Annotated in this window: 18 protein-coding genes and 2 pseudogenes; 8 read left to right on the forward strand and 12 right to left on the reverse strand. The window is 64.5% G+C overall.

Annotated features, from left to right (window positions below):
* Positions 1-2: 2 nt before the first annotated feature.
* The 4 genes and pseudogenes from ACHMW6_RS33635 to ACHMW6_RS33650 all read right to left on the reverse strand — a co-directional run bounded on the left by ACHMW6_RS33635 (position 3) and on the right by ACHMW6_RS33650 (position 4,017).
* On the reverse strand, positions 3-1,556 hold the full coding sequence (locus tag ACHMW6_RS33635) for a TIGR03016 family PEP-CTERM system-associated outer membrane protein (RefSeq protein WP_395403723.1): 1,554 nt from the start codon (positions 1,554-1,556) through the stop codon (positions 3-5).
* Positions 1,537-2,466, reverse strand: coding sequence for an XrtA-associated tyrosine autokinase (locus ACHMW6_RS33640; RefSeq protein ID WP_395403725.1), 930 nt, complete (start codon positions 2,464-2,466; stop codon positions 1,537-1,539). The genes ACHMW6_RS33635 and ACHMW6_RS33640 overlap by 20 nt, the downstream gene beginning before the upstream one ends.
* Positions 2,467-2,590: 124 nt before the next feature.
* Positions 2,591-3,676: pseudogene (locus ACHMW6_RS33645) on the reverse strand (XrtA system polysaccharide chain length determinant); the annotation flags it as partial.
* Between the two features lie 8 nt (positions 3,677-3,684).
* Complete coding sequence (locus tag ACHMW6_RS33650; RefSeq protein ID WP_395403727.1) at positions 3,685-4,017, reverse strand: Wzz/FepE/Etk N-terminal domain-containing protein; 333 nt, start codon at positions 4,015-4,017, stop codon at positions 3,685-3,687.
* Between the two features lie 213 nt (positions 4,018-4,230).
* On the opposite strand from ACHMW6_RS33650, the gene ACHMW6_RS33655 reads away from it, so the two are divergent.
* The 6 genes and pseudogenes from ACHMW6_RS33655 to ACHMW6_RS33680 all read left to right on the forward strand — a co-directional run bounded on the left by ACHMW6_RS33655 (position 4,231) and on the right by ACHMW6_RS33680 (position 8,789).
* Positions 4,231-4,995: a serine protease gene (locus ACHMW6_RS33655; protein ID WP_395403729.1), complete on the forward strand. Its 765-nt coding sequence runs from the start codon at positions 4,231-4,233 to the stop codon at positions 4,993-4,995.
* A gap of 200 nt (positions 4,996-5,195) precedes the next feature.
* Positions 5,196-5,751: pseudogene (locus ACHMW6_RS33660) on the forward strand (XrtA/PEP-CTERM system exopolysaccharide export protein).
* Positions 5,752-5,954: 203 nt separating this feature from the next.
* Positions 5,955-6,536 carry a hypothetical protein gene (locus tag ACHMW6_RS33665; protein WP_395403731.1) on the forward strand — a complete coding sequence of 194 codons (582 nt, stop codon included), beginning with the start codon at positions 5,955-5,957 and terminating at the stop codon, positions 6,534-6,536.
* Complete coding sequence (locus ACHMW6_RS33670) at positions 6,533-6,766, forward strand: hypothetical protein (RefSeq protein ID WP_395403733.1); 234 nt, start codon at positions 6,533-6,535, stop codon at positions 6,764-6,766. The genes ACHMW6_RS33665 and ACHMW6_RS33670 overlap by 4 nt, the downstream gene beginning before the upstream one ends.
* Positions 6,760-7,680, forward strand: coding sequence for an HprK-related kinase A (locus tag ACHMW6_RS33675; protein WP_395403735.1), 921 nt, complete (start codon positions 6,760-6,762; stop codon positions 7,678-7,680). The genes ACHMW6_RS33670 and ACHMW6_RS33675 overlap by 7 nt, the downstream gene beginning before the upstream one ends.
* Complete coding sequence (locus ACHMW6_RS33680) at positions 7,677-8,789, forward strand: nucleotidyltransferase family protein (RefSeq protein ID WP_395403737.1); 1,113 nt, start codon at positions 7,677-7,679, stop codon at positions 8,787-8,789. Before ACHMW6_RS33675 ends, ACHMW6_RS33680 begins: the two co-directional genes overlap by 4 nt.
* Here ACHMW6_RS33680 and ACHMW6_RS33685 read toward each other — a convergent pair.
* From ACHMW6_RS33685 to ACHMW6_RS33720, 8 genes are all read right to left on the reverse strand, one after another.
* A complete protein-coding gene (locus tag ACHMW6_RS33685) occupies positions 8,786-9,853 on the reverse strand; it encodes a molybdopterin biosynthesis protein MoeY (RefSeq protein WP_395403739.1) in 1,068 nt (355 codons plus the stop codon). The genes ACHMW6_RS33680 and ACHMW6_RS33685 overlap by 4 nt on opposite strands.
* Complete coding sequence (locus ACHMW6_RS33690) at positions 9,850-10,731, reverse strand: ThiF family adenylyltransferase (protein WP_395403741.1); 882 nt, start codon at positions 10,729-10,731, stop codon at positions 9,850-9,852. Before ACHMW6_RS33690 ends, ACHMW6_RS33685 begins: the two co-directional genes overlap by 4 nt.
* A gap of 12 nt (positions 10,732-10,743) precedes the next feature.
* Positions 10,744-11,508, reverse strand: a complete 765-nt coding sequence (locus ACHMW6_RS33695; RefSeq protein WP_395403743.1) for an N-acyl amino acid synthase FeeM domain-containing protein — start codon at positions 11,506-11,508, stop codon at positions 10,744-10,746.
* A gap of 425 nt (positions 11,509-11,933) precedes the next feature.
* Positions 11,934-14,696 (reverse strand): XrtA/PEP-CTERM system TPR-repeat protein PrsT, encoded by a 2,763-nt coding sequence (prsT, locus tag ACHMW6_RS33700; protein ID WP_395403746.1) that lies wholly within the window; start codon positions 14,694-14,696, stop codon positions 11,934-11,936.
* Positions 14,697-14,744: 48 nt separating this feature from the next.
* Positions 14,745-16,592 carry an asparagine synthetase B family protein gene (locus tag ACHMW6_RS33705; protein WP_395403748.1) on the reverse strand — a complete coding sequence of 616 codons (1,848 nt, stop codon included), beginning with the start codon at positions 16,590-16,592 and terminating at the stop codon, positions 14,745-14,747.
* Positions 16,589-17,572 (reverse strand): glycosyltransferase family 2 protein, encoded by a 984-nt coding sequence (locus ACHMW6_RS33710; protein ID WP_395403750.1) that lies wholly within the window; start codon positions 17,570-17,572, stop codon positions 16,589-16,591. The genes ACHMW6_RS33705 and ACHMW6_RS33710 overlap by 4 nt, the downstream gene beginning before the upstream one ends.
* 14 nt (positions 17,573-17,586) lie before the next feature.
* Positions 17,587-18,822, reverse strand: coding sequence for a pyridoxal-dependent decarboxylase, exosortase A system-associated (locus ACHMW6_RS33715; RefSeq protein ID WP_395403752.1), 1,236 nt, complete (start codon positions 18,820-18,822; stop codon positions 17,587-17,589).
* Positions 18,819-20,402 (reverse strand): acyl-CoA ligase (AMP-forming), exosortase A system-associated, encoded by a 1,584-nt coding sequence (locus ACHMW6_RS33720; protein ID WP_395403754.1) that lies wholly within the window; start codon positions 20,400-20,402, stop codon positions 18,819-18,821. Before ACHMW6_RS33720 ends, ACHMW6_RS33715 begins: the two co-directional genes overlap by 4 nt.
* Before the next feature lie 255 nt (positions 20,403-20,657).
* On the opposite strand from ACHMW6_RS33720, the gene ACHMW6_RS33725 reads away from it, so the two are divergent.
* Together ACHMW6_RS33725 and ACHMW6_RS33730 are read left to right on the forward strand one after the other, a co-directional pair.
* Positions 20,658-21,935: an aminotransferase class I/II-fold pyridoxal phosphate-dependent enzyme gene (locus tag ACHMW6_RS33725; protein ID WP_395403756.1), complete on the forward strand. Its 1,278-nt coding sequence runs from the start codon at positions 20,658-20,660 to the stop codon at positions 21,933-21,935.
* Entirely contained in the window at positions 21,932-23,023 is a 1,092-nt protein-coding gene (locus ACHMW6_RS33730) for a GNAT family N-acetyltransferase (protein WP_395403758.1), read from the forward strand. The genes ACHMW6_RS33725 and ACHMW6_RS33730 overlap by 4 nt, the downstream gene beginning before the upstream one ends.
* The last annotated feature ends 1 nt before the right edge of the window (position 23,024 follow it).

The raw sequence follows: 23,024 nt of genomic DNA on the forward strand, positions 1-23,024 counted from the left end.
GCTTAAAATTTCATCGACAGGCCGGCGGACAGCGCATTTTCGGTGTACTTGCCACCGACAAAACTGAAGCTGGTGCCACGCGTGCGGCGTACTTCAGCAATACCAGACAGCTTAGCGCTGAATTGGCGCGTCAGGTATAGGCTGAGCTGGCGACTGTTGTCAACACGGTCTGTGCTCAGCGATTCTGTCCTGTAGGCCGCAGCCGACAGGGTAGCCTGCGAGCGTGCGCCGAGTTGATAACTCAGAGAGGCATTCAAGCCTTTCTGGTCGGTATTGTCGTTCAGGTTGAAAAGCTGGGTGCCCAGCAGCTGGCTGTCCTGCTGCGTCTCGGACAGCGCCCGCCGTTTGCTGCGGAACACCGTGACCATGGCCGTGCTGTGCGCCAGCTGGAAGGCCGACGAGGCGCGGAACTGGCGCTGCAAGGTGTAGCGGTTGCTCAGGTAATTGATGGCGTTCGGCAGCGCGAGCGGCAAGCCCCGGGCCGCGATATAGGCCTGAATGAAGGCGGCACGCTGGATCGGGTCGGGAATGGCGACGCTGAACAGCTGGTTCAGCAAGCCTGCCGTATTAATGGTGGCGGGCAAGGTAAACTGGTTGCGGGTATTGGTCACCGCATCGTCATAGCTGATATTCCACACCGTGCCGCGGCTGCGGTGCGTCGCCGCCAGGTAATAGCTGGGGCCGTAGAAGCGGTGGCCCACATTGGCTTCGATCGAGGTGCGTCCGGACGGAGTCCAGCGGAAGCCGCCCGAGTAGGAAGCACCCTGCGTCTTGCCACCCTGGCTGTGATAGTCGAAGCGGTCGTAGCCGCCGCTCAGGTTCAAGGTCAGCTGAGTGGACAGCAGATAGCGCAAGCCCAGGTTGGCCGCGTCGGTGGTCGAGTCGTCAGCGATATTGTCATGCAGCACCTGGCGCGAGGCCGTCATCGTCCAGCCGACCTTGCGGAAGGTCGGGCCGCTGGACAGCAGCAGGCTCAGGGTATCGCCCGTGCTCTGTCCAAAGCCGGCAGCGCTGCTGCTGACGTAATCATGGACATAGCGCAATTCACCGCTCGCCAGACTGCCGAACGATTCGCGCAGATAAGGACTGATGCGGTAGCTGCGCATCTGGCTGCTGTTGGTGGACGAATAGCCGCCGCCCGGCAACTGGGGCCCGAAGGCGGAAGTCGGCGTCTGCTGCACGCTGGCATTGGCGTCCAGGAACAGGATTTCCCCCACCAGCCGTGCCCGGGCCTCGGCCGTCATGTAGCTAGTGTGGCGCTGGGTGTTGTCCGGGCGGCTGCCACGGTAGTCATACAGGCTCAGCTGATAGTTGGCACGGAACTGCAGGCGCGGCGTATCGTTGGCGAGCTGGAAACCGGGCGACAGCGTGCTGACCAGGCGGCTGTGTTCCTGGCCCGGCGGTGCAAGATTGACGTTGTCGGTCCAGGTTTCGCGCAAGTCCACCGTCGGGGTGAAACGCCACTCTGCGCGCGCCACGGGCGTTGCCAGGAAGGCGGCGAGGGCGGGTCCAAGCAGGGATATCGCCGGCCTTGCCTTAACCATAGTGATAGTCATACGACTCCGTACCTGGGAAGGAGCGCGACTTGTTGTATACCAGGTTGACGTTGCTGCAGCCTTCCAGCTGGCGCAGGGCTTCCTTGACCGCATGCTGGGTGGTGCTTTCCGCTTCCACCACCATGACGATCTGGCCCATATTGCTGGCCAGCACGTGCGACTCGGAAGTCAGCAGCAGCGGCGGCGAATCGAAGATGACGATACGGTCCGGATAGCGGTTGGCGATTTCCATCACCAGCGCCTTCATCGTATGGGATGCCAGCAATTCGGTGGCGCGCGGGCTGCTCGTGCCGGCCGGCAGGATGCTGAGGGTATTCACGTTGGTGCGCAGCATCACCTCGGACATGTCCAGATTGTCGTCCAGCAGGATGTCCATCAGGCCGAGCTGGGCCGGCAAGCCCAGGGTGCGCAGCACGGACGGGCGCGCCACGTCGGCATCCACCAGCAGCACGGTGTGGTCCAGTTCCATGGCAATGCTCATCGCCAGGTTGACGGCGCAGAAGGTCTTGCCTTCGCCCGGCAGCGAGCTGGTGATCATGATCAGGTTGCCTGGATTTTCCGACGACTTGCGCTGGGCAAAGGCACGCTTGATCAGGGGGCGCTTGATGATGCGGAAGTCTTCCATCAGGCTGGTGCGGCCGCCGGCGGCGGTGACCAGGCCGGCATCGTGCATGCGGGCCAGGTCCAGTTCCACGGTGCGCGTGCTGCGGCGCTGCTCGGTGGCGCCGGCAGCGGTTGCAGCCTCGGCCACAACCGGTGCCGCTGCGGCCGGCGCAGGCGCCGCAGCAGCGGCTGGGGCGGCAGCCACGTCCGCTTCCGGCAGGGTGGCGACGGCGGCATCGGCGGGCGCCGGCGTGTCGGCCGGGCTGGTATGGGAAATGCGGCTGGCGGCTTTTTCGATAATGCTCACGATGACTCCTTTGGCCGCTCAGGCCTGGCGCAACAGGGTAAAGGTCAACACGCCACCATAGGCGGTAAAACAGGGTGGCCACCGCCACGCCGAAGGCGTACAGGCGGCGCTTGCGCGCAACCTTTTGGCGCTCGGTCCAGTTCATGCCGATGCTGCCCAGGATCGGCATATTGGTCACTTCGCGCAGGCTGTTCTGGCTGAGGAAGGTCGGACGGATCTGGCTCAGCAGCAGTGCCGAGCCCAGGCCGGCCAGCAGCGCGCCGCCGAAGACCAGCGAGTACAGGCGCACGCGGTTGGGGCCGATCGGCGTCACCGGCGCGGTGGGGGGATCGACCACGCGGAAGCTCATCATGTCGGTAGCCGAGCTCAGGTCGCCGGACAGCTTGGCCGATTCACGGCGCTGCACCAGCTTTTCATAGTTTTCCTTGTTGATCAGGTAGTCGCGGTTCAGCTGCGACAGCTGGGCTTCCACTTCCGGCGCAGCCGTGCTCATCGAGCGCAGGCGGCCCAGGCGCGACTGGTATTCGGCCACGCGGGTCTTCAGCGCAGCCACCCGCGCTTCCTCGGCGGACAGGGCCACGTTCAGCTGCTGCAGCATGGGGCTGTAGCCAGCGCCCGGGTCGCTGCTGCGCACCTGCTTCTTGGCTTCTTCCTTCTTGCGCTCTTCCAGCTGGGCAATCAGGCGCTTGGAGGCGACAATGTCCGGATGCTCTTCGGTGTATTGCATGCGCAACGCATCGAGCTGCTTTTCAATGGTGGAAATACGCGAGTCGATTTCCGGATTGGCGGGCAGAGCCTCTGCCTTGCCGGCGATGGGGGCCATGTCTTCGCCGGAAATCTGGCGCTTGATGGCGTTGCGCGACTGTTCCGCTTCGGCCAGCTCCAGCTGGGCGGCGTTGAGCTTGTCGGCCAGGTCGCCATAAGTGCCGCTGTAGTCGGCGCCGCCGCGCGGCAGCATGCCGATATTGCGGATCTTGAATTCCTTCAGCGCATTCTCGCCGGCGGCCAGGCGCTCTTCGTACATCTTGATCTGGTCGTCGATGAACTGCACCGCCTTCTCGGAATCCTGCTTCTTGCCGCCGAAGCTGCCCTCCACGAAGATGGTCAGCAGCGACTGCACCACGTCCTTGCCGAGCTTGGGGTTGGCATTGTTGTAGGCGATGGTGTAGATGTCGTCGCGCTCGGTGCCGCTCATGCGGATCTGCGACATCAATTCGTCTACCTGCTTTCGTGTTCCTTCGGGGTGAGCGCCTTGATGTCCAGGTCCACCATGCGCAACACGCGTTCCACGTTGGGGCGGCTGATCAGGGTGCGGCGCATGAACATCACTTGCTGCTCCACGTTCGGCATGGTGGTCATGCCGGACATCAGTGGCTTCAGGATGCTTTGCGTATCGACATACACGCGGGCAGACGCCTGGTAGTCGTTGGGCAGCTGGTACACCACAATCCATCCGATGACCGCCACTACCCAAGTAATGATCACTGCGTACCAGCGATACTTTCCGATTGCTTTCAGAAAGGTCAAAAGCAAGGCCATCAATTCTGCCATCTCGTTCACCACCCCTTTGTGCAGCCGGTCCGAAAAGGCCCGGCGCGGCTGCTTTTAATATTGCTTAAATTACATCTAATCACTATCATACAGCAGAAATACCTGTACGTTGCAGTAAATTTATCGCCAATGTTGGGTACTGACACCTAGAAATTTAATTTGTTTTCCGGCAAGCACTATAAATGTGCGGAAAACCCCACAAGGATTGCTTCCATGAACAGTTTTCGCCGTTTGCTGTTGGCTGCTTGCATCACCTTGCCATTTGCAAGTCACGCCACGGAGTTGCCGCGCACCATTGCGGCCGTGAAGCCGTCCGTCGTGGGCATCGGCACCATGTTGCGCACGCGCAGCCCGGCCATCGTGTTTACCGCCACCGGCTTTGTCGTGGGTGACGGCCTCAGCGTGATCAGCAATGCCCACGCCCTGCCGGACAATATGGACAGCATGGAAACCCTGGGCATCGTCACCGGCAGCGGCGACAACCTGCAGTTCCGTCCCGCCACCGTGGAAGGCATCGACCGCCAGCACGACCTGCTGCACCTGCGCCTGAGCGGCGCGCCGATGCCAGCCCTGCAGCTGAGCGGCGACGCGCCGGAAGAGGGACGCCTGCTGGCCTTTACCGGCTTCCCGCTGGGCATGATGCTGGGCCTGACCCCGGTCACCCACCATGCCATGCTGTCGGCCATCACCCCCATCGTGCTGCCCACCGTGGGCGCCGCCAAGCTGCAGGCGCGCGCCATCGCCCAGATCAAGCGCGGGTCGCCCTTCCTGATTTACCAGCTGGACGGCACCGCCTACCCGGGCAACAGCGGCAGTCCGGTCTACAACCCGGACAACGGCCAGGTGGTCGGCGTCATCAATATGACGCTGATCAAGGGCCTGAAGGAAAGCGCCATCAGCGCCCCCAGCGGCATCAGTTATGCGATTCCGGTCAGCCATGTGCGCGAGCTGTTACAGCTGGAACCGCCCAAAAAATAATCGGATTGCCGCGGAGACTCATGGTATAAAATAAGCATGCTAAAAAGAAAATTAATGAATATTTCCGTGCAGCACCAAAGTTGCCCTAGCCGGGACCCAAAACACAGGAGAAAGTCGTGAAAACTCTGCAAAACAAGCTGATCCGAATTCTGGCGGGCTCTGCCGTCGTGCTGGGTGCGCTGGCTCTCGGCGGCTGCTCCATGCTGCGCGGCAGCTCGGGCCCGGCCCCCGTTGCAGGACCTGAACCGACCACGGACTATCTGATCGGTCCGGGCGACAGCATTAACATTAATGTGTGGCGCAATCCGGAAGTGTCGCAGACCGTGCCGGTACGCCCGGGACGGCAAGATCACCACGCCGCTGGTCGAAGACTTGCAGGCCAGCGGCAAGACGTCCACCGAACTGGCGCGCGATATCGAGAAAGCGCTGTCGAAATACATCCAGCAACCAGTAGTCACCGTCATCGTGACCGGCTTCGTCGGCACTTATGGCGAGCAGATCCGTGTGATCGGCCAGGCCGCCAAGCCGCAGGCGCTGTCATACCGCCGCGATATGTCGCTGATGGATGTATTGATTGCCGTCGGCGGTGTTACTGAGTTCGCAGCGGGTAACAAGGCTACGATCATCCGCAATGTGGACGGCAAACAGCAGCAGTTTATCGTACGCCTGAACGATCTGATCAAGGATGGTGACATTTCCGCCAATGTTCCGATGCGTCCAGGCGACATTCTTATCATTCCGGAAAGCTTCTTCTGATCTTTTGCCACCGGTAGTGTCGGGTTTTCTTACAACCCGGGCTAAGATAGGATCCGGATCGGCAGGCAGGGCTTGGCCGTCGCCGCCAAGCCCTTGATTTTGAAGGTTGGGCGGCAGCCGGGCCGCCAATGGAACGGGACTTGCTTCACAAGTAGGAAACAGGACAGCTCAAAGCTTTCCAAATTCGACTAAGGGATAACGACGTGGCCAACCAACAACAGCCTGGAGACAGCGCCGCAGGGCTGGCGCCGATGTCGCCGAAAGGCGCTGCCCGCCGCCGCTTCGCGCGCGCCGGCGCGACCGCTTCCGGCGTACTGCTTACACTGCAAAGCGCACCGGCAATGGCGCAAGTGATTTGCGCTTCGCCCTCCGGCTCGCTGTCCCATGGACCGGCGAGCACCCAGCCCGGCGCAGGCTCGACCTGCCAGGGCGTGCAGCCCCTCGGCTGGGCCGCCACCACGAAGACGTGGCCGGGCGGCTTCACCAAGAACACCAAGTACGGCGATATGTATACCTGCGGCGGTACGCTGTCGCAGACCAAGCTGATCGACCTGCTGACGAAAACGAATGCTTCGCCTGATGTCAACGAAGTCGCCAAATACCTGATTGCCGCCAAGCTGAATGTGCTGTCGCTGAAAACCAGCTTCCAGACCGTGCCCATGCTGAATACGATGTGGGGCGAGGTGCGCGACAAGAATTGCTATGAACCCATGGCCGGCGTCACGCCCTGGGATTGCGCGAAGGTCGTCGACTATCTCAAGCGCACAATGCCCAACGCCACATGATTTTGCCGTGGCGTCTCCAGCCCGGCCAGATGCTGCTGCACCGGAGCTGGGGCGAGGAGACGGTGATCTATAACGATGTGACAGGCGCCACCCACCTGCTGGATGCCGGCGCCCTGGAACTGCTGACCGCCCTGCGCGACGGCAGCGTGACGGCCGGCGAACTGGCCGACCCCGACGTCATCGCCTTGCTCGAGCAGCTGGCCCAGCTGGAACTGGTCGAAGCATGCTGACGGTCGCTTCCCTCAGCCGCAGCGAACTGGCGGCCCGCCTGGCCGGCGACGGCATCCGCCTGCGCACTGGCCGCTTCACCGCGCGCCTGCAGGCCGACATCCCCGCCATTACCGAAGGCATCGCCCTGCTCTACCCCGACTATGCGCTGGAGCCGGACGACGCCTTTGCCGATTTCCACCTGCAGATCGCGCGCCCCTGGTCGGTGCGGCGCTGGTTCCGTCCCCAGATCGAATTGCTGTACGACGGCCGCAAGCTGTTCCAGCCGCTGCCTCTGCCGCAGGCGCTGCCGGTGTTCGAATGGGGCTTGAACTGGTGCGTGTCCAGCCGCGCCCACCGCTACCTGCTGGTACATGCGGCCGTGCTGGAAAGGAATGGGCGCGCCCTGATCCTGCCGGCGCCGCCCGGTTCCGGCAAGAGCACGCTGACGGCCGCCCTGGCGGGCCGCGGCGGCTGGCGCCTGCTGTCCGATGAACTGACGCTGCTGGACCTGGACGACCTGAGCGTGGTGCCGAACCCGCGCCCGGTCAGCCTGAAGAACCAGTCCATCGAGGTGATCCGCCGCTATGTGCCGGATGCCGTGCTCAGCCCGGCCGTGCGCGACACCGTCAAGGGCACGGTGGCCCATATGCGCGCGCCGGCGGCCAGCGTGGCGCGCAGCCTCGAGCCGGCTTTGCCGGCCTGGGTCATCTTTCCCAAGTACGAGGCTGGCGCCGCCTCCACGCTGGACGCTATGGCGCCCGCCACCACGTTCATCGAGCTGGCCGGCAACTCCTTCAACTACAGCATCCTGGCGCAACGCGGCTTCGACGCACTGGGCCGCCTGATCGACCAGGTGCAGGGTTACCGTTTCCGCTACAGCGATCTGGATGAGGCGCTGGAAATCATGTCCCGCCTCACGCCGCGCAACGGATGACGCCCAACCGCCCGTTTCCCCTGCTGATCCAGGCGCTGCGCGAGCCGGCGATGACGGCCGGTCTCTCGCCGGCCGAGTGGGACTTGCTGCTGCGCCAGGCCGAACCGGCCTTCCTGATGGCCACGCTGTACTACCTGCTGCAGGACGCCGGCATGCTGCAGCGCGCCGCGCCGCAGGCGCGCGAACAGCTGGAGTGGGCCCATGTGCTGGCGTCGCGCCACAGCCAGGGCGTGTACTGGGAAGTGCGCCTGATCCGCAAGGCGCTGCAACAGCTGGACTTGCCCGTCGTGCTGCTGAAAGGCGGCGCCTACGCGACCGCCGGCCTGCCGCCCGCGCGCGGCCGGCTGTTTTCCGATATCGACATCCTGGTGCCGGAAGCGCGCCTGCCGGAAGTGGAGTCGGCGCTGATGGTGGATGGCTGGGCGGCGACCCACCACGACGCCTACGACCAGCGCTACTACCGCGAGTGGATGCACGAGCTGCCGCCGCTGCAGAATGTGCTGCGCGATACGCTGATCGATGTGCACCACGCACTGTTGCCGCGCACCGCCGCCCATCACCCGGACTCGGCCAAACTGCTGGCGGCGGCACAGCCGATCGAACAGGCGCCCGAGTTCCGGCAGCTGGCGCCCGTGGACATGGTGCTGCACAGTGCCACCCACCTGTTCGCCGACGGCGAATTCGACAAGGGCTTGCGCGATCTGTACGACCTGGACCGCCTGCTGCGCCACTTCGGTCCCACGCCCGGCTTCTGGGATAGCCTGCCGGCGCGGGCGCGCGAACTGGAATTGCAGCGCTTCCTGTACTACGCGCTGCGCTATGCGCAAGCGGTGCTGGGGACGCCCGTACCGGAGCAGGTGCTGGCTGCCGTGGCGCCGGATGGTCCGCCGGCGCCGCTGCGCTGGCTGATGGATGCGCTGTTCCTGCGCGCGCTGCTGCCGGACCACATGAGCTGCCGCGGCCCGCTGACAGGCGCGGCGCGCTTCCTCCTGTACGTGCGCGGCAACTGGCTGCGCATGCCGCCGCTGCGCCTGGCGCGCCACCTGCTGCACAAGGCTTTCCTGTCGCCCCGCAAGACGAAGGAAGAGCGGCCGGAAGCGGCCGTTTAGGGACGGTACATCAGCTGGGATACCGGCTTGCGCAGCGAGCGCGCGGCAGGAGCCGGCCCGGCGCCCACGCGCGCGATGAAGACGGGGAAGCCGGTGCCCTTGAAGAACAGGGCCTGGGTGCGCTGCCGCAGTGCGCGCGCGTCCTCGCGGAGTTTGCCGACGGCGGTGAAGGCCGTGTTGTTGCTGGCGTAGCGGGTGAAGATCAGCGGCGTCATTTCCGGCTGCAGGAAATAGCCCTGGGCGGTCAGCGTCAGCCAGAAGCGCTGCACGGCGCGGCCGGCGGCGACGTAATCGTCGATGCTTTGCGGTTCCTGCGCGGCCTCGATCGACACGTGGGCCGAACAGGCCAGGCCGGGCACCAGGTCCATCTGCAGGCGCGGCGCCCAGGTGCCCATCAGCGCATTCATTTTCGACAGGCGCTGCCAGCTGACCATGGCCCACTTCATCAGTTTGAGCGTGGCATTGTCCACGCCCAGCGCCTGGTCAGGCACCTTGTCTTCGCTATGGGTCTTGCCCCAGTCGATGATGCGCCGGTGCACTTCATAAGCTTCCGGCATGGTCAGGCGCAGCCGGGCATTGTCATACATCAGTCGGGCCGCGGCCAGGCGCTCGTCGAACGATTCCAGCCAGCGCAAGCGGTAGCCGGGGCCGACCGCATCGGCCAGCGCCTGCTTCTGCGCCGCGCTCAGCGGCGTGGCCTTCATCGGCCGGCGCTGCACGCTGCGCACCTTGATCGCGGCCAGCAGTGGCGAAGGCTGCACGCTGGCATCGGGCACGAAACGCACGTCGAACACGGGGCGCGCATCTTCCGCCGGCGGCAGGGCGCGGCGCGCGATGTCGGCGCGCAGGCCGTGGGCGCTGGCGGCGATCGCCATGGTTTCCAGCAGCGCGCCAAAGGAGATCTGGCTGGGATGGCCGTCCAGGTCGTAGACGGTATCGTGGCGCGTGTCGCGGCCATGCACGACCACATGGTCGGGGCCGGCCACTTCGAATTGCCAGGATTGGACATTGTCGCCGCTGGGCGCCCAGCGTGCGAGGTCAAGGATGGAGTCGATGGTGGTCATTGCTTGAGCAAGGCTTTGGCGAAGACGCGCTTGCCGATGGCCAGCGCCAGCTGAGTCAGGGGATTGCGGTAGCCGCCGGGGCGCCAGGTATGCACCAGCTTGTCGCGGTAGGCATCGTACTGGAAGCCGCGCGGCGCGGTAATCACTTCGCCCCGGCCCAGCAGGATCTTCAGCGTCTGGGTGCCGGCCACGCCGGCGCACAGCTGGCAAGCCATGATGGTGGACGGGCCGCGCCGTTCCTGCAGATTGACTGCCTCCGGCCACACCAGGTAGCGGCGGTGCAGGCCGGCCGGCGCCAGGCCGACCAGGAAACGCAGCGCCTTTTCCAGCTCGGGACGGTCGCCCCAGCCAAAGTATTCTTCAAACGTCATGCCGCCCGGCAGGAAGTTCAGGCAGGCGGCGCCCATGCCCAGCGGCGCCACGGTGGTGGCGGGAATGCCGCGCGTGGCGCACATGGCGAAGATCTGCTGGCGCGCGGCGAAGGCAAAGAAGTCCAGGCCATCGACATAGATGTCCACGCCATCGAGGAATTCGGCCATATTGGACGCGTCCACGCCCTTGCCGAAGACCTTGACCTGCATCTCGGGGTTGATGTCCCTGGCCATGCGCGCCGCCACGTCGGCCTTGGGCAAGCCCATGGTGGACATGAAGGCTGCCGCCTGGCGGTTCAGGTTGGCGATATCGAAGGAATCGAAGTCGGCGATGTGGAACTGGGTGATGCCCAGGCGCGCCAACGTCAGCAGGTAAACGCCGCCCACCCCGCCGACACCAGCGATGGCGACGCGCTTGCCTTTGAGCTGCGCCTGTTCGGCCGGGGTTACCCAGCCGATATTTCTAGAGAAAGCCTGGTCATACGAAAATGAGAAGGCTGCCGCCATGAAGCTCCTTTTTTATTGGATATTTTTCAGACGGTTAATGATACCGCGCTCTTCACGCGGCGAGTAAAACAGTGGAAAGAACGAGCGCTCGGTATTGGCCACAGCCATGCCCTTGCCGCCGAATTTCTTGATCTGCTCGGTGGCCCATTTCAGGTCCACCACCAGCAGATAGGCTGGAGCATTGACGCGCGGATTACTCTTCAGATCGCCCAGGCGCTTGAAGCCTAACATGCGTTCGTAGAAGCGGCGGTGGCGGGGATTAACCTCAATAAAGATGTGCGTGCAGTTGTGCAAGTCACGCGCATAGATAAGGGACAGGTGGAAAAGCGATGCCATCTGCTCCTTGCTGCCGCCACTGTCAAAGGCCAGCTTCGTGATTTCGCAGACGCGGGCGCCCTGGGCGCGGAACGCATCGACTTCCTCCTTGAATATTTCGTCGGCCATAATGCCGATCGGGGAATCCAGCCCCAAAGTCAGGGTACCGACGACCTCGCCTTGATTACTCGCTGTCAATGTGATCCGGTTAGGATCGTCAGTCAGCTTATGAGTGCCGGCGTAGCCACGCCAGGCGTACATCTTGTTAATCAGTAGGCTGGCCTTGCTGCGGCCTTCGACTGTATCGATCATGCGTATACCAAATGATTTCTCGTCGGTGACCAGATCCTCCATATTCTCCGGGAGCTGGTCATCGAGGGTGGCGCGCGCATGTTTTTCTGGTTCAGTTTGAGCCTTAACTTCCGGCTCGCCGTCCAGCACAGGGGGGGCGTTTCCATTCATGGCTTATCCTCCTCTTGGAACCGACCTCGCTTCAGCGGGCAGGCACCAATGAGCACGGTTTGCGGCGCGGGCGCCGTACTCATCAGAAAAATCATAGTTCATTAAAGTAGCTACAGCAATGCGCGCACGTCTTGTGTCTGGACGAAATTGTTTCCAATTGCAAGCGTCCAATTTACTCATATGGCAAGTACTTGTTTTCGATATCACGAATCGGGCCGATAAGTGGAAAAATTGCTAACATCCACATGTTGGCATGGCTCCGCCCGTCAGGCAATAGCCTCCGTGCCAAAGTTGCAAAAATTTCTGCTTTCTTACACTGGAACAACTTACGGCAGGTGTGCTGCAGAGTGAAAAGCCTGCACCGCCCTCGTTGGGGCAGTGCAACGCTAGCAGGGCGGTAGCCGGCACGACGGCCGGCTGGCGGGTTATTGCAGTTCTTTCAACAGGCTGCGGGCATCGTCGGCTTGCGCGAACTGGGCGCCGGACAGGGCCGTCTCCAGTTCCTTGCGCGCGCCGGCCTTGTCGCCCGCCTTGTGCAGGCCGACCGCCAGGTGGTAGCGGATGTCGCCCGCCTGCGGCGCCAGGCCGGACGCCTTGCGCAGCAAGCCCAGGCCACGCTCCAGCTTGCCCTGCTCGATCAGGATGAAGCCCAGGGTGTCCATCACCTGCGGATTGTCGCCGGACAGCTTGTAGGCCTGCTCGGCCGTCGGGATGGCGCGGGCATCCTTTTCCTGCTGATAGACCCAAGCCAGGTTGTTCAACGCGGCCGGATTGTTCGGCGCCTTCTTCAGCACGCCTTCCAGCTGCTCGGCCGCCTGCTTGTACTGCCTGGCCGTAATGCTCTGCTCGGCCACGTACATGCCGGTCAGCGGATCATCCGGCTGGGTCTTGCGCCACTGGGCCACGCGCTGGTCCGCTTCCCCAGCCTTGCCGGCAAGGCGCAGCGCCGTGGTCAGCTTGATCAGCATTTGCGGCGTCTTCACCACGTCCAGCGATTTTTCATACGGCGGCACGGCCTGGGCCGGCTTTTTCTGCATCATCATGATGTCGCCTTCGGCCAGGAAGCCGGCGTAGGACTTGGGATGGCTCTTCTGCAGGCCGCGTGCGATCTCCAGCGCCTTGTCGACCTGGCCCTTGTTCAAGGCCAGGTCAATCTGCGTCAGATAGGTCGGAATATAATTCGGCGCCAGCGCCACCGCCTTTTTCAGGTCTTCCGACGCGGCGTTTTCGTTTTTCAACGCCAGGTGCACGCCGGCCAGGCGCAGCTGGGCCAGCGCCGACTTCGGCGCCAGGCCGACCAGCTTGCTGGCCGCTTCCAGCGCGCCGCTGGTATCGCCGGTCAGCACCAGGGCCCGGGTAAGGAGGTCCAGCAGGGCGGTATTGGACGCATTCTCGACCTGCATCTTGCGCATCAGCTCCACCGTCTTGGCGGCCTCATTGGTACGCAGATAGTAGGCGCCCAGGCGCAGCGCTGGGGCCATCGCGTCCGGCTGGGCGGCGACGGCACTTTCCAGCCAGCGCTTGGCGTCGTCGCGCTGGCCCGACTGGTCGGCCAGCAGGGCCAGGGCCGTCATCACCTCGACACTCTTGGGATCCTTCTGCAGCAGGTTCTGCAGGTGCTGGCGGGCGGCCTCCGGTTTCTTTTCCAGCACTTCGAGGCGGGCCAGGCTGCCTACGGCGGCAAAATTGGTCGGCGCCAGTTCCACCGCTTTCAGGTAACTGGCGCGCGCGCCGGCATTATCCTTCTTCTCCAGCAGCGCCAGGCCGCGCAGCAGGTGGAATTGCGGCACCTTGGCGAATTGCTGCTCGACCCTGGACAGGGTCGCCAGCGCCTGGTCCGCATTGCCCAGTTCGAGCTGGGTGCGCACCAGGGCCGCAATCGGCGGCAGCGACTTGCTGTCGAGCGCCACCGCGCGTTCCAGCTCGCTCAGTGCATGGGTGCGGTCGCCCATGGCCAGGCGGGCACTGCCCAGTGCCATGTGCAGCGCCGCGCGATCGGGCACCTGCGCCACCGCCTCTTCCAGGTAGCCTGCTGCCTTGTCCGGCTGGCGCATCTGCATCGACGCTTCGGCCGCCAGCTCCAGCAGCGCGGCGTCGCTGACTTTGCCCTTCAATACCGGACCCAGGGTCGCCATCGCTTCGGCCGGCTCTCCCGTACGCAGCAGTGTGCCCACCAGCAGCTTGCGGGCGTACAGGTTCTCCGGCTGGCTGTCCAGGTATTTGCGCAGCGACAGCTGGGCTTGCTTCAAATTGCCCAGGTGGTATTCCGTGGCGCCCAACAGCAGGACGCTCGGCAAATGATCGGGCGCGACTTTCTGCACCGCCTGCAGGTTTTCGTGCGCCGTCTTGTAGTTGCCGCGGCTGAAATCGAGCACGGCCTGCATATAGCGCACGGTAAAGTTCTTCGGGCTGCCCTTGTTGGCGGCATTGATGGCGGCCTGCGCCTGCTCATACTTGCCGGCCACGATGTCCAGATAGGCCGATTCCAGGTTGGCGTTGCGGTTGGTCGGGTCGAGCTTGATCACTTCCTGGAAGGCGGCCCGCGCTTCTTCCGGCTTGCGCTGGTTGCGCAGCAGTTCGCCCTTGAAGGTCCAGGCGGCTACGCTGGTGGCATCCTTGGCGATGGCCTGGTCGGCGAAGTCGCGCGCCGCATCGAAATCCTTGTCGATGGCGGACAGGCGCGCCAGCCCAGTCAGGGCGGCGGCGCTGTCCGGCGAGGCGGCCAGCGCGTCATTGAATTCCTGGCGCGCCTTGCCGGTCTGCTTCAGGGCCAGCAGCGCTTCGCCGCGCAGGGCCAGCAGCGCCGGCGTGCGCTTGGAAAATTCCGTTTCGTCGAGCACTTTCTGGAATTCGCCCTGTCCCATCATCACCTGCGCCAGCAGCATGCGCGAGTCTTCCAGGTTGTACTCCAGCTCGATGGCGCGGCGCACTTCCTTTTCAGCCGCGGCCAGGTTGCCCAGTTCGTACGCCAGCTTCGCCAGCAGGAAGCGCGCCTCGGCATTGTCGGGCGTCTGCGCCAGCAGATTCTTGAGCTGGATCTGCGCCGCCTTCTTGTCCCCTTTCTGCTGGAAGGCCTTGGCTTCGGCCATCAGGCTTTCAGGGGTTTCGGATTTGCAGCCGCCCAGCAGCATTGCGGAGCTGACAGCCAGTACTGCTGCCAGGGCCAGGGATTTGGAACGATGAGCCATAGGTGATCCCTATTAAAAGAGTTATGCAAGATCTGCTGTTGTACCGCTTCAGGCGGACGCCTGACCGTGCTGGCGGTACCACTGCTCCAGCATCATCAACACCCACACCATGGTGCCGTGATAGCCCGCATGCTCGGCGAGGTGTTCGCCGACCAGCTTTTCGATGAAATCGCCGCGCACCACCTTGCGCGCCTTCAGGTCGTTCAGGCTGTCCGCCGCCAGTTCCTGCAAGGCCTTGTGCCGCTGCAGCCAGACGCCGAAGGGCAGGCCGAAGCCGTGCTTCTGCTTGGTGATGATGGCGTCCGGCAGGAAGCCGCGCAGGGCTTCCTTGAAGAACCAGCGCAGCTGGGTGCCGTTCAGCTTTTGCTGCGGCGTCAGCCCGGCCGAGAAGGCCACCATGGCATCGTTCAGGAAGGGGAAGGCCGCTTCCACGCCCGCCAGCTCGCAGGCTTTCATGACCTTCGGCAAATCGTTGTCGGCCAGGGTGATCTGCAGGTCCAGCGCCAGCATGCGGTTGATCAGCGACTTCGCTTCGCTGCGGCCATAGGTCTTGTCCAGGCTGGCGAGCGGCTGGCCAATATCGGCAGCCGCCAGGAAGTCGGCGGTAAACACTTGCTGCGGGCCGTAGCGGCCCAGCAGGTTATAGGTTTCCAGGCGCGCCGGCATGGCGATCGATGCCTGCTCGATATAGCTGCGCGCCTTGCGCAGCAGGCGCACCCGTTCGCCGCCCGGGAAATTGAACACGGCCGGCTCCAGCAGCACCTCGCGGAACAGGCGCGGCACGCGCTCGTACAGGGCAAACACATGCTGCTTGGCGTAGCGTTCATTGCCGCCGAACAGTTCGTCGCCGCCATCGCCGCCGAACATGCGCGTGACGCCGTCGGCACGCGCCATGCGGGCGCAGTAATAGGCCGGCACGGCGGAAGCGTTGCCGAAGGGCTGGTCGAACACCGCGGCCACCTGCGGAATGGCGGCCACCACATCGTCCGGCGTCACATAATATTCGTGGTGGGCGGTGCCGAAATGGCGCGAGGCGGTGCGCGCGTATTCCATCTCGTCATAACCCTGGGCTTCGAAGCCGATCGAATACGTATCGGCCGGCTTGCCACCGATCTGGGTCAGCATGCCCGCAATGGTCGAAGAATCCGTGCCGCCGGACAGGAAGGCGCCCACTTTGGCATCGCCCATCGCTTCCTTTACGCTGCTGCGCAGGTGGCCGAGAAAGTCTTCCTTCAGCTCGGCGAAGGAGCGCTTGCCCTCTTCCTGGAACTGCATGCGCCAGTAGGATTTGATCTCCACGCGGCCCTGGCGGTAATGCAGGTATTCGCCCGGCATCAGGCGCTGCTGGCCTTTGTACACGGTACCGGGCGACGGCACCATGTGGAAGTAGACGTAGTTGTACAAGCCCTGGTGGTCGAGCATGGGCGGCGTCAGCGGATGGCGCAGCAGCGCATCGGCCGAGCTGGCGAAGACCAGCGTCTCGCCGGCCAGCTGCCAGCTCAGCGGCTGGATGCCCATGCGGTCGGCTGCCAGCAGCGCTTCGCCGCTGCGTTCATCGAGGATGGCCAGACCGAAGGCGCCGCTCAGCAGCTGGCACAGGCGCTCCGGCTGGCCCTGCAGCCAGACGGCGGCCAGCGTACTGGCCAGGCCTTGCGACTGGGCGCGCTCGGCCAGCACCGCATCATTGATGCCGGGATGGCCCCAGACCGCCACCAGCAGGCCGTCGCGCTGGTGCAGCTGGGCGCCGCCGGCCGCCGCCGCCACCGCCGCTGCGCTGCGCGAGCCGTGCAGGACCTGCACCGCGCTGCCGTCGAACCTGGCCAGCGGTGCGGCCATTGCCTCGATCAGGCTGCGCTGGTCGCCGCCAAACCCCATCCATCCACACAGACCACTCATCTTGCTTTCCTCATTCCGCGCTTCAAAACAATCATCAGGGCCAGCGGCATGGCGTACATGAAGGTCTGCGGATCGGTGCGCAGCTGCTTCTTCAGTACATTCCACTTCAGCGAACGCCGGTGCGCGGCACGGTGCAGCAGCTCGGCAATGAAGCTGCGGCGCAGCGTCCATACCGACGCACGATTGGCTTCCATCTGCGCGGCATTCAGTTCGAACAGCCGCGGCAGCGTCTTCTTGTACTTGATTTCATAGTGCGCGCGGATCAGTGCGTTCTCCGTGCCCCAGCCCGAGCCGGCAAACACATTGACGCCGGGCCCATAGGTGCATTCCACCCATTCCGAGAAGGCAAAGCGCTGCGTGCGGCGCGACAGCTCGAGCCAGAACAGGTAATCCTCGCCCGCGTAGACAAATTCCTGCCGGAAGCGCTGCTCCGGGAATTTCGCAAAACGGTAGGCCACGGTCGAGGTGCCGATGATGTTGCCGCTCAGGATCTGGTCGAACATATCGCCTTCATAGGCGTGCAAGCCCTCGCCGGCCTGCAGGCTGCGGTGCTGCTCGGGCGTGATGCGGCCGGCGCGGCGGAAGCCGCTGACGGTCTGGTCCAGCTGGTAGAGGTCGGCGAAATAAAAGTCATAGCCTTCGTCCAGCGCGGCTACCGCACGCATCAGGTGCTGCGGGAACCATTCATCGTCTGAATCGATGAAGGCCACATATTCGGTGCCGGGCGGGACATTATCCAGCCCCTTGTTGCGCGCCGCGGCGGGGCCGCCGTTGGGCTGCTCGACGATGCGGATGCGCGCCTCGTTGCCCGGCAGGAGCTGCTCCAGCTCGGTACGCGCCGGCACCGGCGATGCATCGTCAACAATGATCAGCTGCCAGTCCACGCCGCCTTCCTGCGCCAGCACGGAACGCACAGCCTTGGACAGGATGCCCGGCTTCCGCTGGAAATACGGAATAACGATGGTAACTTTGGCTGACATGGGCAACCTCCGGTTCAGACGAGAACTTCGACGGCAGCAGGGTGGCTGAGGAACGCGGCCGGACTGGCCGTCACGCCATAGGCGCCGGACTGCAGCACAACCACCAAGTCACCCACGTCCGCCTGGCCCAGTTCCATCTGGTCAGCCAGCAGGTCCAGCGGCGTGCACAGGGGGCCAACCACGGAAGCCTGTTCGCGCGGACCCTGCGCCACTTTCGTGCCGACCACGACCGGATAATTTTTGCGGATCACCTGGCCGAAGTTGCCGGAGGCGGACAGGTGATGGTGCAGGCCGCCGTCCGTCACCAGGAAGACCTGGCCGCGCGACAGCTTGCGGTCGACCACGCGGCACACATAGGCGCCCGCTTCGCCGACCAGGTAGCGTCCCAGCTCGATCACCACTTGTGCGCCCTGCAGGCGCGGGCGCAGCTCGTCCAGCAGGCGCGCCAGGTTGGCGCCCACCGCTTCCAGGTCGAGACGTTCTTCGCCGGGGAAATACGGGACGCCGAAGCCGCCGCCGATATTCAGCAGGCGCGGCGCACGGGGTGCCGCTTCGGCCAGGCGCAGCGCCAGCGCGAAAGTCTTTTCGTGCGCTTCCTGGATCGCGGCCGCCTTCAGGTTCTGCGAACCGCTGAAGATGTGGAAGCCCTCGAAGTCCAGCTCCAGCTCGCCGATCCGGCGCAGCATGTCGGGCACGCGCTCGGCGTCCACGCCGAACTGCTTGGGGCCGCCGCCCATCTTCATGCCGGAGGATTTCAATTCAAAGTCCGGATTCACGCGCACCGCCACCCTGGGCTGGATGCCGAGGCGCTGGCCAATCACGGCGGCGCGCTCCATCTCGCCTTCCGATTCCAGGTTCAGCACGATGCCGGCCGCGATCGCGCAGGACAATTCCGCATCGCTCTTGCCCGGGCCCGCAAAGCTGATGCGCGACGGGTCCATCGTGGTATCGAGGGCCACGCGCAGCTCGCCGCCGGAGGCGACGTCGATGCCGTCGACCAGGCCGGCCATATGCTGCACCACGGCCGGCATCGGGTTGGCCTTCATGGCGTAATGCAGGTGCACGTCCGGCGGCAGGTGGCGGCGCAGCAGGGCCACGCGTTCGGTCATCGCCTTGCGCTCATAGACGTAGAACGGGGTCTGCCCCACGCGCTGCGCCAGGCGGGCGAGCGGGATGCCGCCGATGTGCAGGCTGTCAGCGCGCACTTCGAACTGGGTCAGCGCGGCGTGTTGCGGGCGCTGGACGCTCATGCACCCTCCGCGAACACGTTCTCGTACTGCGTGGACAGCAGCTTGCGGTCGATCTTGCCGTTCGGGTTGCGCGGCAGGGCCGCGTCGGCGATCACGATCTTTTGCGGCAGCATATAGGCCGGCAGGTGCGGCTTGCAGGCGGCCAGCAAGTCGGAGGCGGTCATCGCCACGCCCTCGCGCGGCAGCACAATCACCACGATGGCCTGGCCCAGCGCCGGGTGCTTGACGCCAATGGCGGCCGCTTCGGCCACATGTTCGCGCGCATACACGACTTCTTCCACTTCGGTGGGCGACACGCGGTAGCCGGAGGTCTTGATCATTTCATCGTTGCGGCTGATGAAGTAGAGGAAGCCTTCCTCATCCTTGCGCACCGTGTCGCCCGACCACACGGCCAGTTCCGTGATCGGCAAGCCATAGTGCAGGGCCGCGATGGGCTTGAAGCGCTCGGCCGTCTTGGCCGGGTCGTTCCAGTAGCCCAGCGACACCAGGGCGCCGCGGTGCACCAGTTCGCCCGGTTCGCCCGGCGCGCATTCGCTGCCGTCGGGGCGCAGCACCATCACTTCCGCGTTGGGGATGGCCTTGCCCATCGAATCGGGACGGCGTTCCAGCTCGTCCGGCGGCAGGAAGGTGGAACGGAAAGCTTCGGTCAGGCCGTACATGAGGAAAGGCCTGGCTTTCGGCAGCGCCTTGCGCAGCGCCTCCAGCGTGGGGCGCTGCATGGCGCCGCCGGAATTGGTCAGGTAGCGCAGCGTGCAGTCTTCCGGCCACGGCAGGGGCGCCAGCTGTATCCATAGCGGCGGCACGGCGGCCAGTCCCGTGATCTTTTCGGCGACCACGGCGTTCAGCACGTCGCGCGCCAGCAGGTGGTTGATCAGCACGGCGGTGGCGCCCACATGGAAGGCCGTCGTCAGCTGCGACAGGCCATAGTCAAAGCTGAGCGGCAGCACGGCCAGCAGGCGGTCCGCCGGCGTGTTTTCCAGGTAGCTCGACACGCTGACCGCGCCCGCCACCATATTGCGGTGGGACAGCACCACGCCCTTCGGCTTGCCCGTACTGCCCGAGGTATACAGGATGGCCGCCATATCGGTATCGATGGCGCGATGGGCGCGCAAGCTGGCCTCCGCCGTGGCCTGGAACTCGTCCCAGGCCAGCATTTCCACGCCGTGCAGGAGCGGCAGCTCGCCATTGCCGGTAGCCACCACCAGGCGCAGGTCGCGGCAGTGCGACAGCGCATCCTGCAGCAGGCGCAGGCGGTCGATCGACGTCACCAGCACGCGCACATTGCAGTCGGCCAGGATGTAGGCGACCTGCTCCGGCTTCAGCAGCGGATTGACGGGCACGAAGGCGCCGCCGGCCGCCGCCGCGCCGAACATGGCCGCGACATTTTCGATATTCTTCTCGAGGTAGACCGCGACGCGCTCGCCCCGCTCGAGGCCGGAGGCCAGCAGGGCGGACGCCGTCTGCCGCACCAGGCCGGCCAGTTCACCATAGTTCAGCCGGCGCTGGCCATAGACCAGCGCTTCCGCGCCAGGGGTCCGCTGGGCCGAGCGCAGCAGCAAGTCGTGGATCAGGTCGCTCATCTTTCAAATCCTGCGTTATTTAATGCGGAGCGGCAAGCCCCCCGGTTCGGATATTAACATTTTATAATCGACATCATTCCCCTTTTTTGGGGCCCAAAGCCTTAGCATTTCACAATTTTCGTATAAAAAACAACAACAAGTGTAAGCACCTAGCAACGGATTGTGGTTTTATTAACTCAATCGATCCGCCGGGCTGCGCGCGGGTTATACTTTCGAACATGCCAATCTTGAAACTACGCCTTCCAGCGAGTGTCCATGGGGAATTTCAGCATTTCAGATGTTAAATCCGGGGAAGCAGCCGACCAGGCCCGGGCCCTCGGCAGTTTTGTGCCGAATGTGCCGGATTATCCGCGCTCGCGCCTGCCGATCAACCCGCCGCTCTCGATGGCCTCCTTCCTGCGAGGTTTGCACGGCGCTGTCCCCTCGATCCTGGATGCCGGCCCGCGCCGCTACACGACCAGCGGCCGCGTCGCCATCGCCCTGGCGCTGCGCGACGCCGGCATCGGCCCCGGCGACAAGGTGCTGGTGCCCTCCTACCACTGCTCGTCGATGGTCGAGCCGGTGATCTGGGCCGGCGCCACGCCCGTTTTCTTCCGCGTCCACGCCAACACCGCCATCAACCTGGACGATGTGGCGGCCAAGCTGGATGAGCGCTGCAAGCTGCTGATGGCCACCAATTACTTTGGCTTCCCGCAAGACCTGGGCGCGCTGCGCGCCTTCTGCGACAGCCGCGGCCTGCTGCTGCTGGAAGACTGCGCGCACTCCTTCCTGGGCGAGCACAAGGGCCGGCCGCTGGGCTCCTGGGGCGATTACGCGATTGCCAGCAGCATGAAGTTCTTCCCGCTGTACGAAGGCGGACTGCTGGTGTCGGCACGCCGTCCGCTGGACAAGGTGGAGCAGCATTCGGCCGGCCTCGCCTTCGAAGCGAAGGCCATGATCAATACGCTGGAAGACGGCTTTGCCCACGACCGCCTGCGCCTGCTGCGCGCGCTGACCTATGTGCCGATGAAGCTGAAATCGCTGCTGTGGAGCCAGATCAAGGCGCGCCGCCAGCCCGACGCCCAGCCGCTGGCGCCCGGCTCCTCGGATGGCGGCTTCGGTTTCGATCCGCGCTGGCTGGACAAGCGCTCCTCCCGCTTCTCGCGCATGATGCTGCGCGTGGTGTCGCGCAACCGCATGGGCGCCCTGCGCCGCCGCAATTACCTGCGCCTGCAGCAGGCCCTGGCCGACCTGCCGGGCATCCATCCGCTGCATGCGGAGCTGCCGGACAATGTCTATCCCTGGGTCTTCCCCATGGTGGCGGACGAGCCGGAAGCGATCTTCCGCGTGCTGAAAATGGATGGCGCGCCCGTGATCCGTTTCGGCGAATTCCTGTGGCCGGGCGTGGACGCGAGCGTATGCGCCAACAGCGTGGACCTGTCGCGCCGTGTGCTGCAGCTGCCCTGCCACCAGGAAATGCGCGAACGCGAGATGGCCTGGATGATCGATAAAGTGCGCAGCGTGGTGCTGGCACAGAAAGCGAAGTCCTCATGAGCTGGCGCGTGCTGCCTGCGACGGAATTCGCCCGCCACACCGACCTGTGGCGGGACTGCAACGCCGCCACCACGCGCTCGCCGCTGCTGGAGCCGGACTTCGTGCAAGCCCTGCTCGACGCTTTCGGCACGGGCGAGGAGAAGCTGGCCATCCATGAACAAAACGGCCGCCTGCTGGCGATGGGCATCGTTGCGCCCGGCGGGCGCGGCGCCTGGAGCACCTTCCAGCCTTCGCAGGCGCCTGTCAGCATGTGGATGCACGCGCCGAACGTGGAGCTGCAGCCGCTGCTGGGTGGCCTGCTGCGCGCCCTGCCCGGCCTGCCGCTGATGCTGGGCCTGACCCAGCGCGATCCGCAGCTCGAAGCGCGCCCCGCGGAAAGCGGGCAGCTGAACACGGCCGACTATATCCGCACGGCGCGCGTGTCGCTGGCCGGCACTTTCGAGGATTACTGGAATGCGCGCGGCAAGAACCTGCGCAGCAACCTGAAGAAGCAGCGTTCCAAGCTGCAGAAGGATGGCATCGTGCCGCGCCTGGAAGCGTTCCGCGCGCCGGAACAGATGGCGCAGGCCGTGGCCGACTATGGCCGGCTGGAGAGCGCGGGCTGGAAGGCCGGCCGCGGCACCGCCGTGCATCCGGACAATGAGCAGGGCCGCTTCTACACGCAGATGCTGGAAGCCTTCGCGCGGCGCGGCGCGGCCTGCGTCTACCGCTACTGGTTCAATGAGCAGCTGGTGGCGACCGACCTGTGCATCGAAGGCAATGGCTGCGTGATCGTGCTGAAAACCACCTATGACGAGTCGGTGCCCTCCAGCCTGTCGCCAACCCTGCTGATGCGCGAGGAATGCGTGCAGCAGCTGTTCGGGGAACAGCGCTTCGAACGGCTGGAGTTCTACGGCAAGGTCATGGAATGGCATACGCGCTGGACCGAGGAAATCCGGACCATGTACCATGTCAACCTTTACCGCTGGCCCGGGCTGATGCCGCTGCATCGCCTGGTCCGGAATCGCCATGCCCTGCCCGGCCTGCTGCGCGCCAGATTTGCGCCGGCCCCGGCCCCGGCGGCGGCGCAATCCCCGACAACGGAGTAAC

The organism is Pseudoduganella sp. UC29_106 (assembly GCF_044055365.1).
GTDB lineage: Bacteria > Pseudomonadota > Gammaproteobacteria > Burkholderiales > Burkholderiaceae_D > Rugamonas.

Coding starts and splice junctions, on each gene's coding strand:
- ACHMW6_RS33635 (WP_395403723.1), bottom strand. CDS start 1,556: ATGACTATCACTATGGTTAAGGCAAGGCCGGCGATATCCCTGCTTGGA.
- ACHMW6_RS33650 (WP_395403727.1), bottom strand. CDS start 4,017: ATGGCAGAATTGATGGCCTTGCTTTTGACCTTTCTGAAAGCAATCGGA.
- ACHMW6_RS33655 (WP_395403729.1), top strand. CDS start 4,231: ATGAACAGTTTTCGCCGTTTGCTGTTGGCTGCTTGCATCACCTTGCCA.
- ACHMW6_RS33670 (WP_395403733.1), top strand. CDS start 6,533: ATGATTTTGCCGTGGCGTCTCCAGCCCGGCCAGATGCTGCTGCACCGG.
- ACHMW6_RS33675 (WP_395403735.1), top strand. CDS start 6,760: ATGCTGACGGTCGCTTCCCTCAGCCGCAGCGAACTGGCGGCCCGCCTG.
- ACHMW6_RS33680 (WP_395403737.1), top strand. CDS start 7,677: ATGACGCCCAACCGCCCGTTTCCCCTGCTGATCCAGGCGCTGCGCGAG.
- ACHMW6_RS33685 (WP_395403739.1), bottom strand. CDS start 9,853: ATGACCACCATCGACTCCATCCTTGACCTCGCACGCTGGGCGCCCAGC.
- ACHMW6_RS33690 (WP_395403741.1), bottom strand. CDS start 10,731: ATGGCGGCAGCCTTCTCATTTTCGTATGACCAGGCTTTCTCTAGAAAT.
- ACHMW6_RS33695 (WP_395403743.1), bottom strand. CDS start 11,508: ATGAATGGAAACGCCCCCCCTGTGCTGGACGGCGAGCCGGAAGTTAAG.
- prsT (WP_395403746.1), bottom strand. CDS start 14,696: ATGGCTCATCGTTCCAAATCCCTGGCCCTGGCAGCAGTACTGGCTGTC.
- ACHMW6_RS33705 (WP_395403748.1), bottom strand. CDS start 16,592: ATGAGTGGTCTGTGTGGATGGATGGGGTTTGGCGGCGACCAGCGCAGC.
- ACHMW6_RS33710 (WP_395403750.1), bottom strand. CDS start 17,572: ATGTCAGCCAAAGTTACCATCGTTATTCCGTATTTCCAGCGGAAGCCG.
- ACHMW6_RS33715 (WP_395403752.1), bottom strand. CDS start 18,822: ATGAGCGTCCAGCGCCCGCAACACGCCGCGCTGACCCAGTTCGAAGTG.
- ACHMW6_RS33720 (WP_395403754.1), bottom strand. CDS start 20,402: ATGAGCGACCTGATCCACGACTTGCTGCTGCGCTCGGCCCAGCGGACC.
- ACHMW6_RS33725 (WP_395403756.1), top strand. CDS start 20,658: ATGGGGAATTTCAGCATTTCAGATGTTAAATCCGGGGAAGCAGCCGAC.
- ACHMW6_RS33730 (WP_395403758.1), top strand. CDS start 21,932: ATGAGCTGGCGCGTGCTGCCTGCGACGGAATTCGCCCGCCACACCGAC.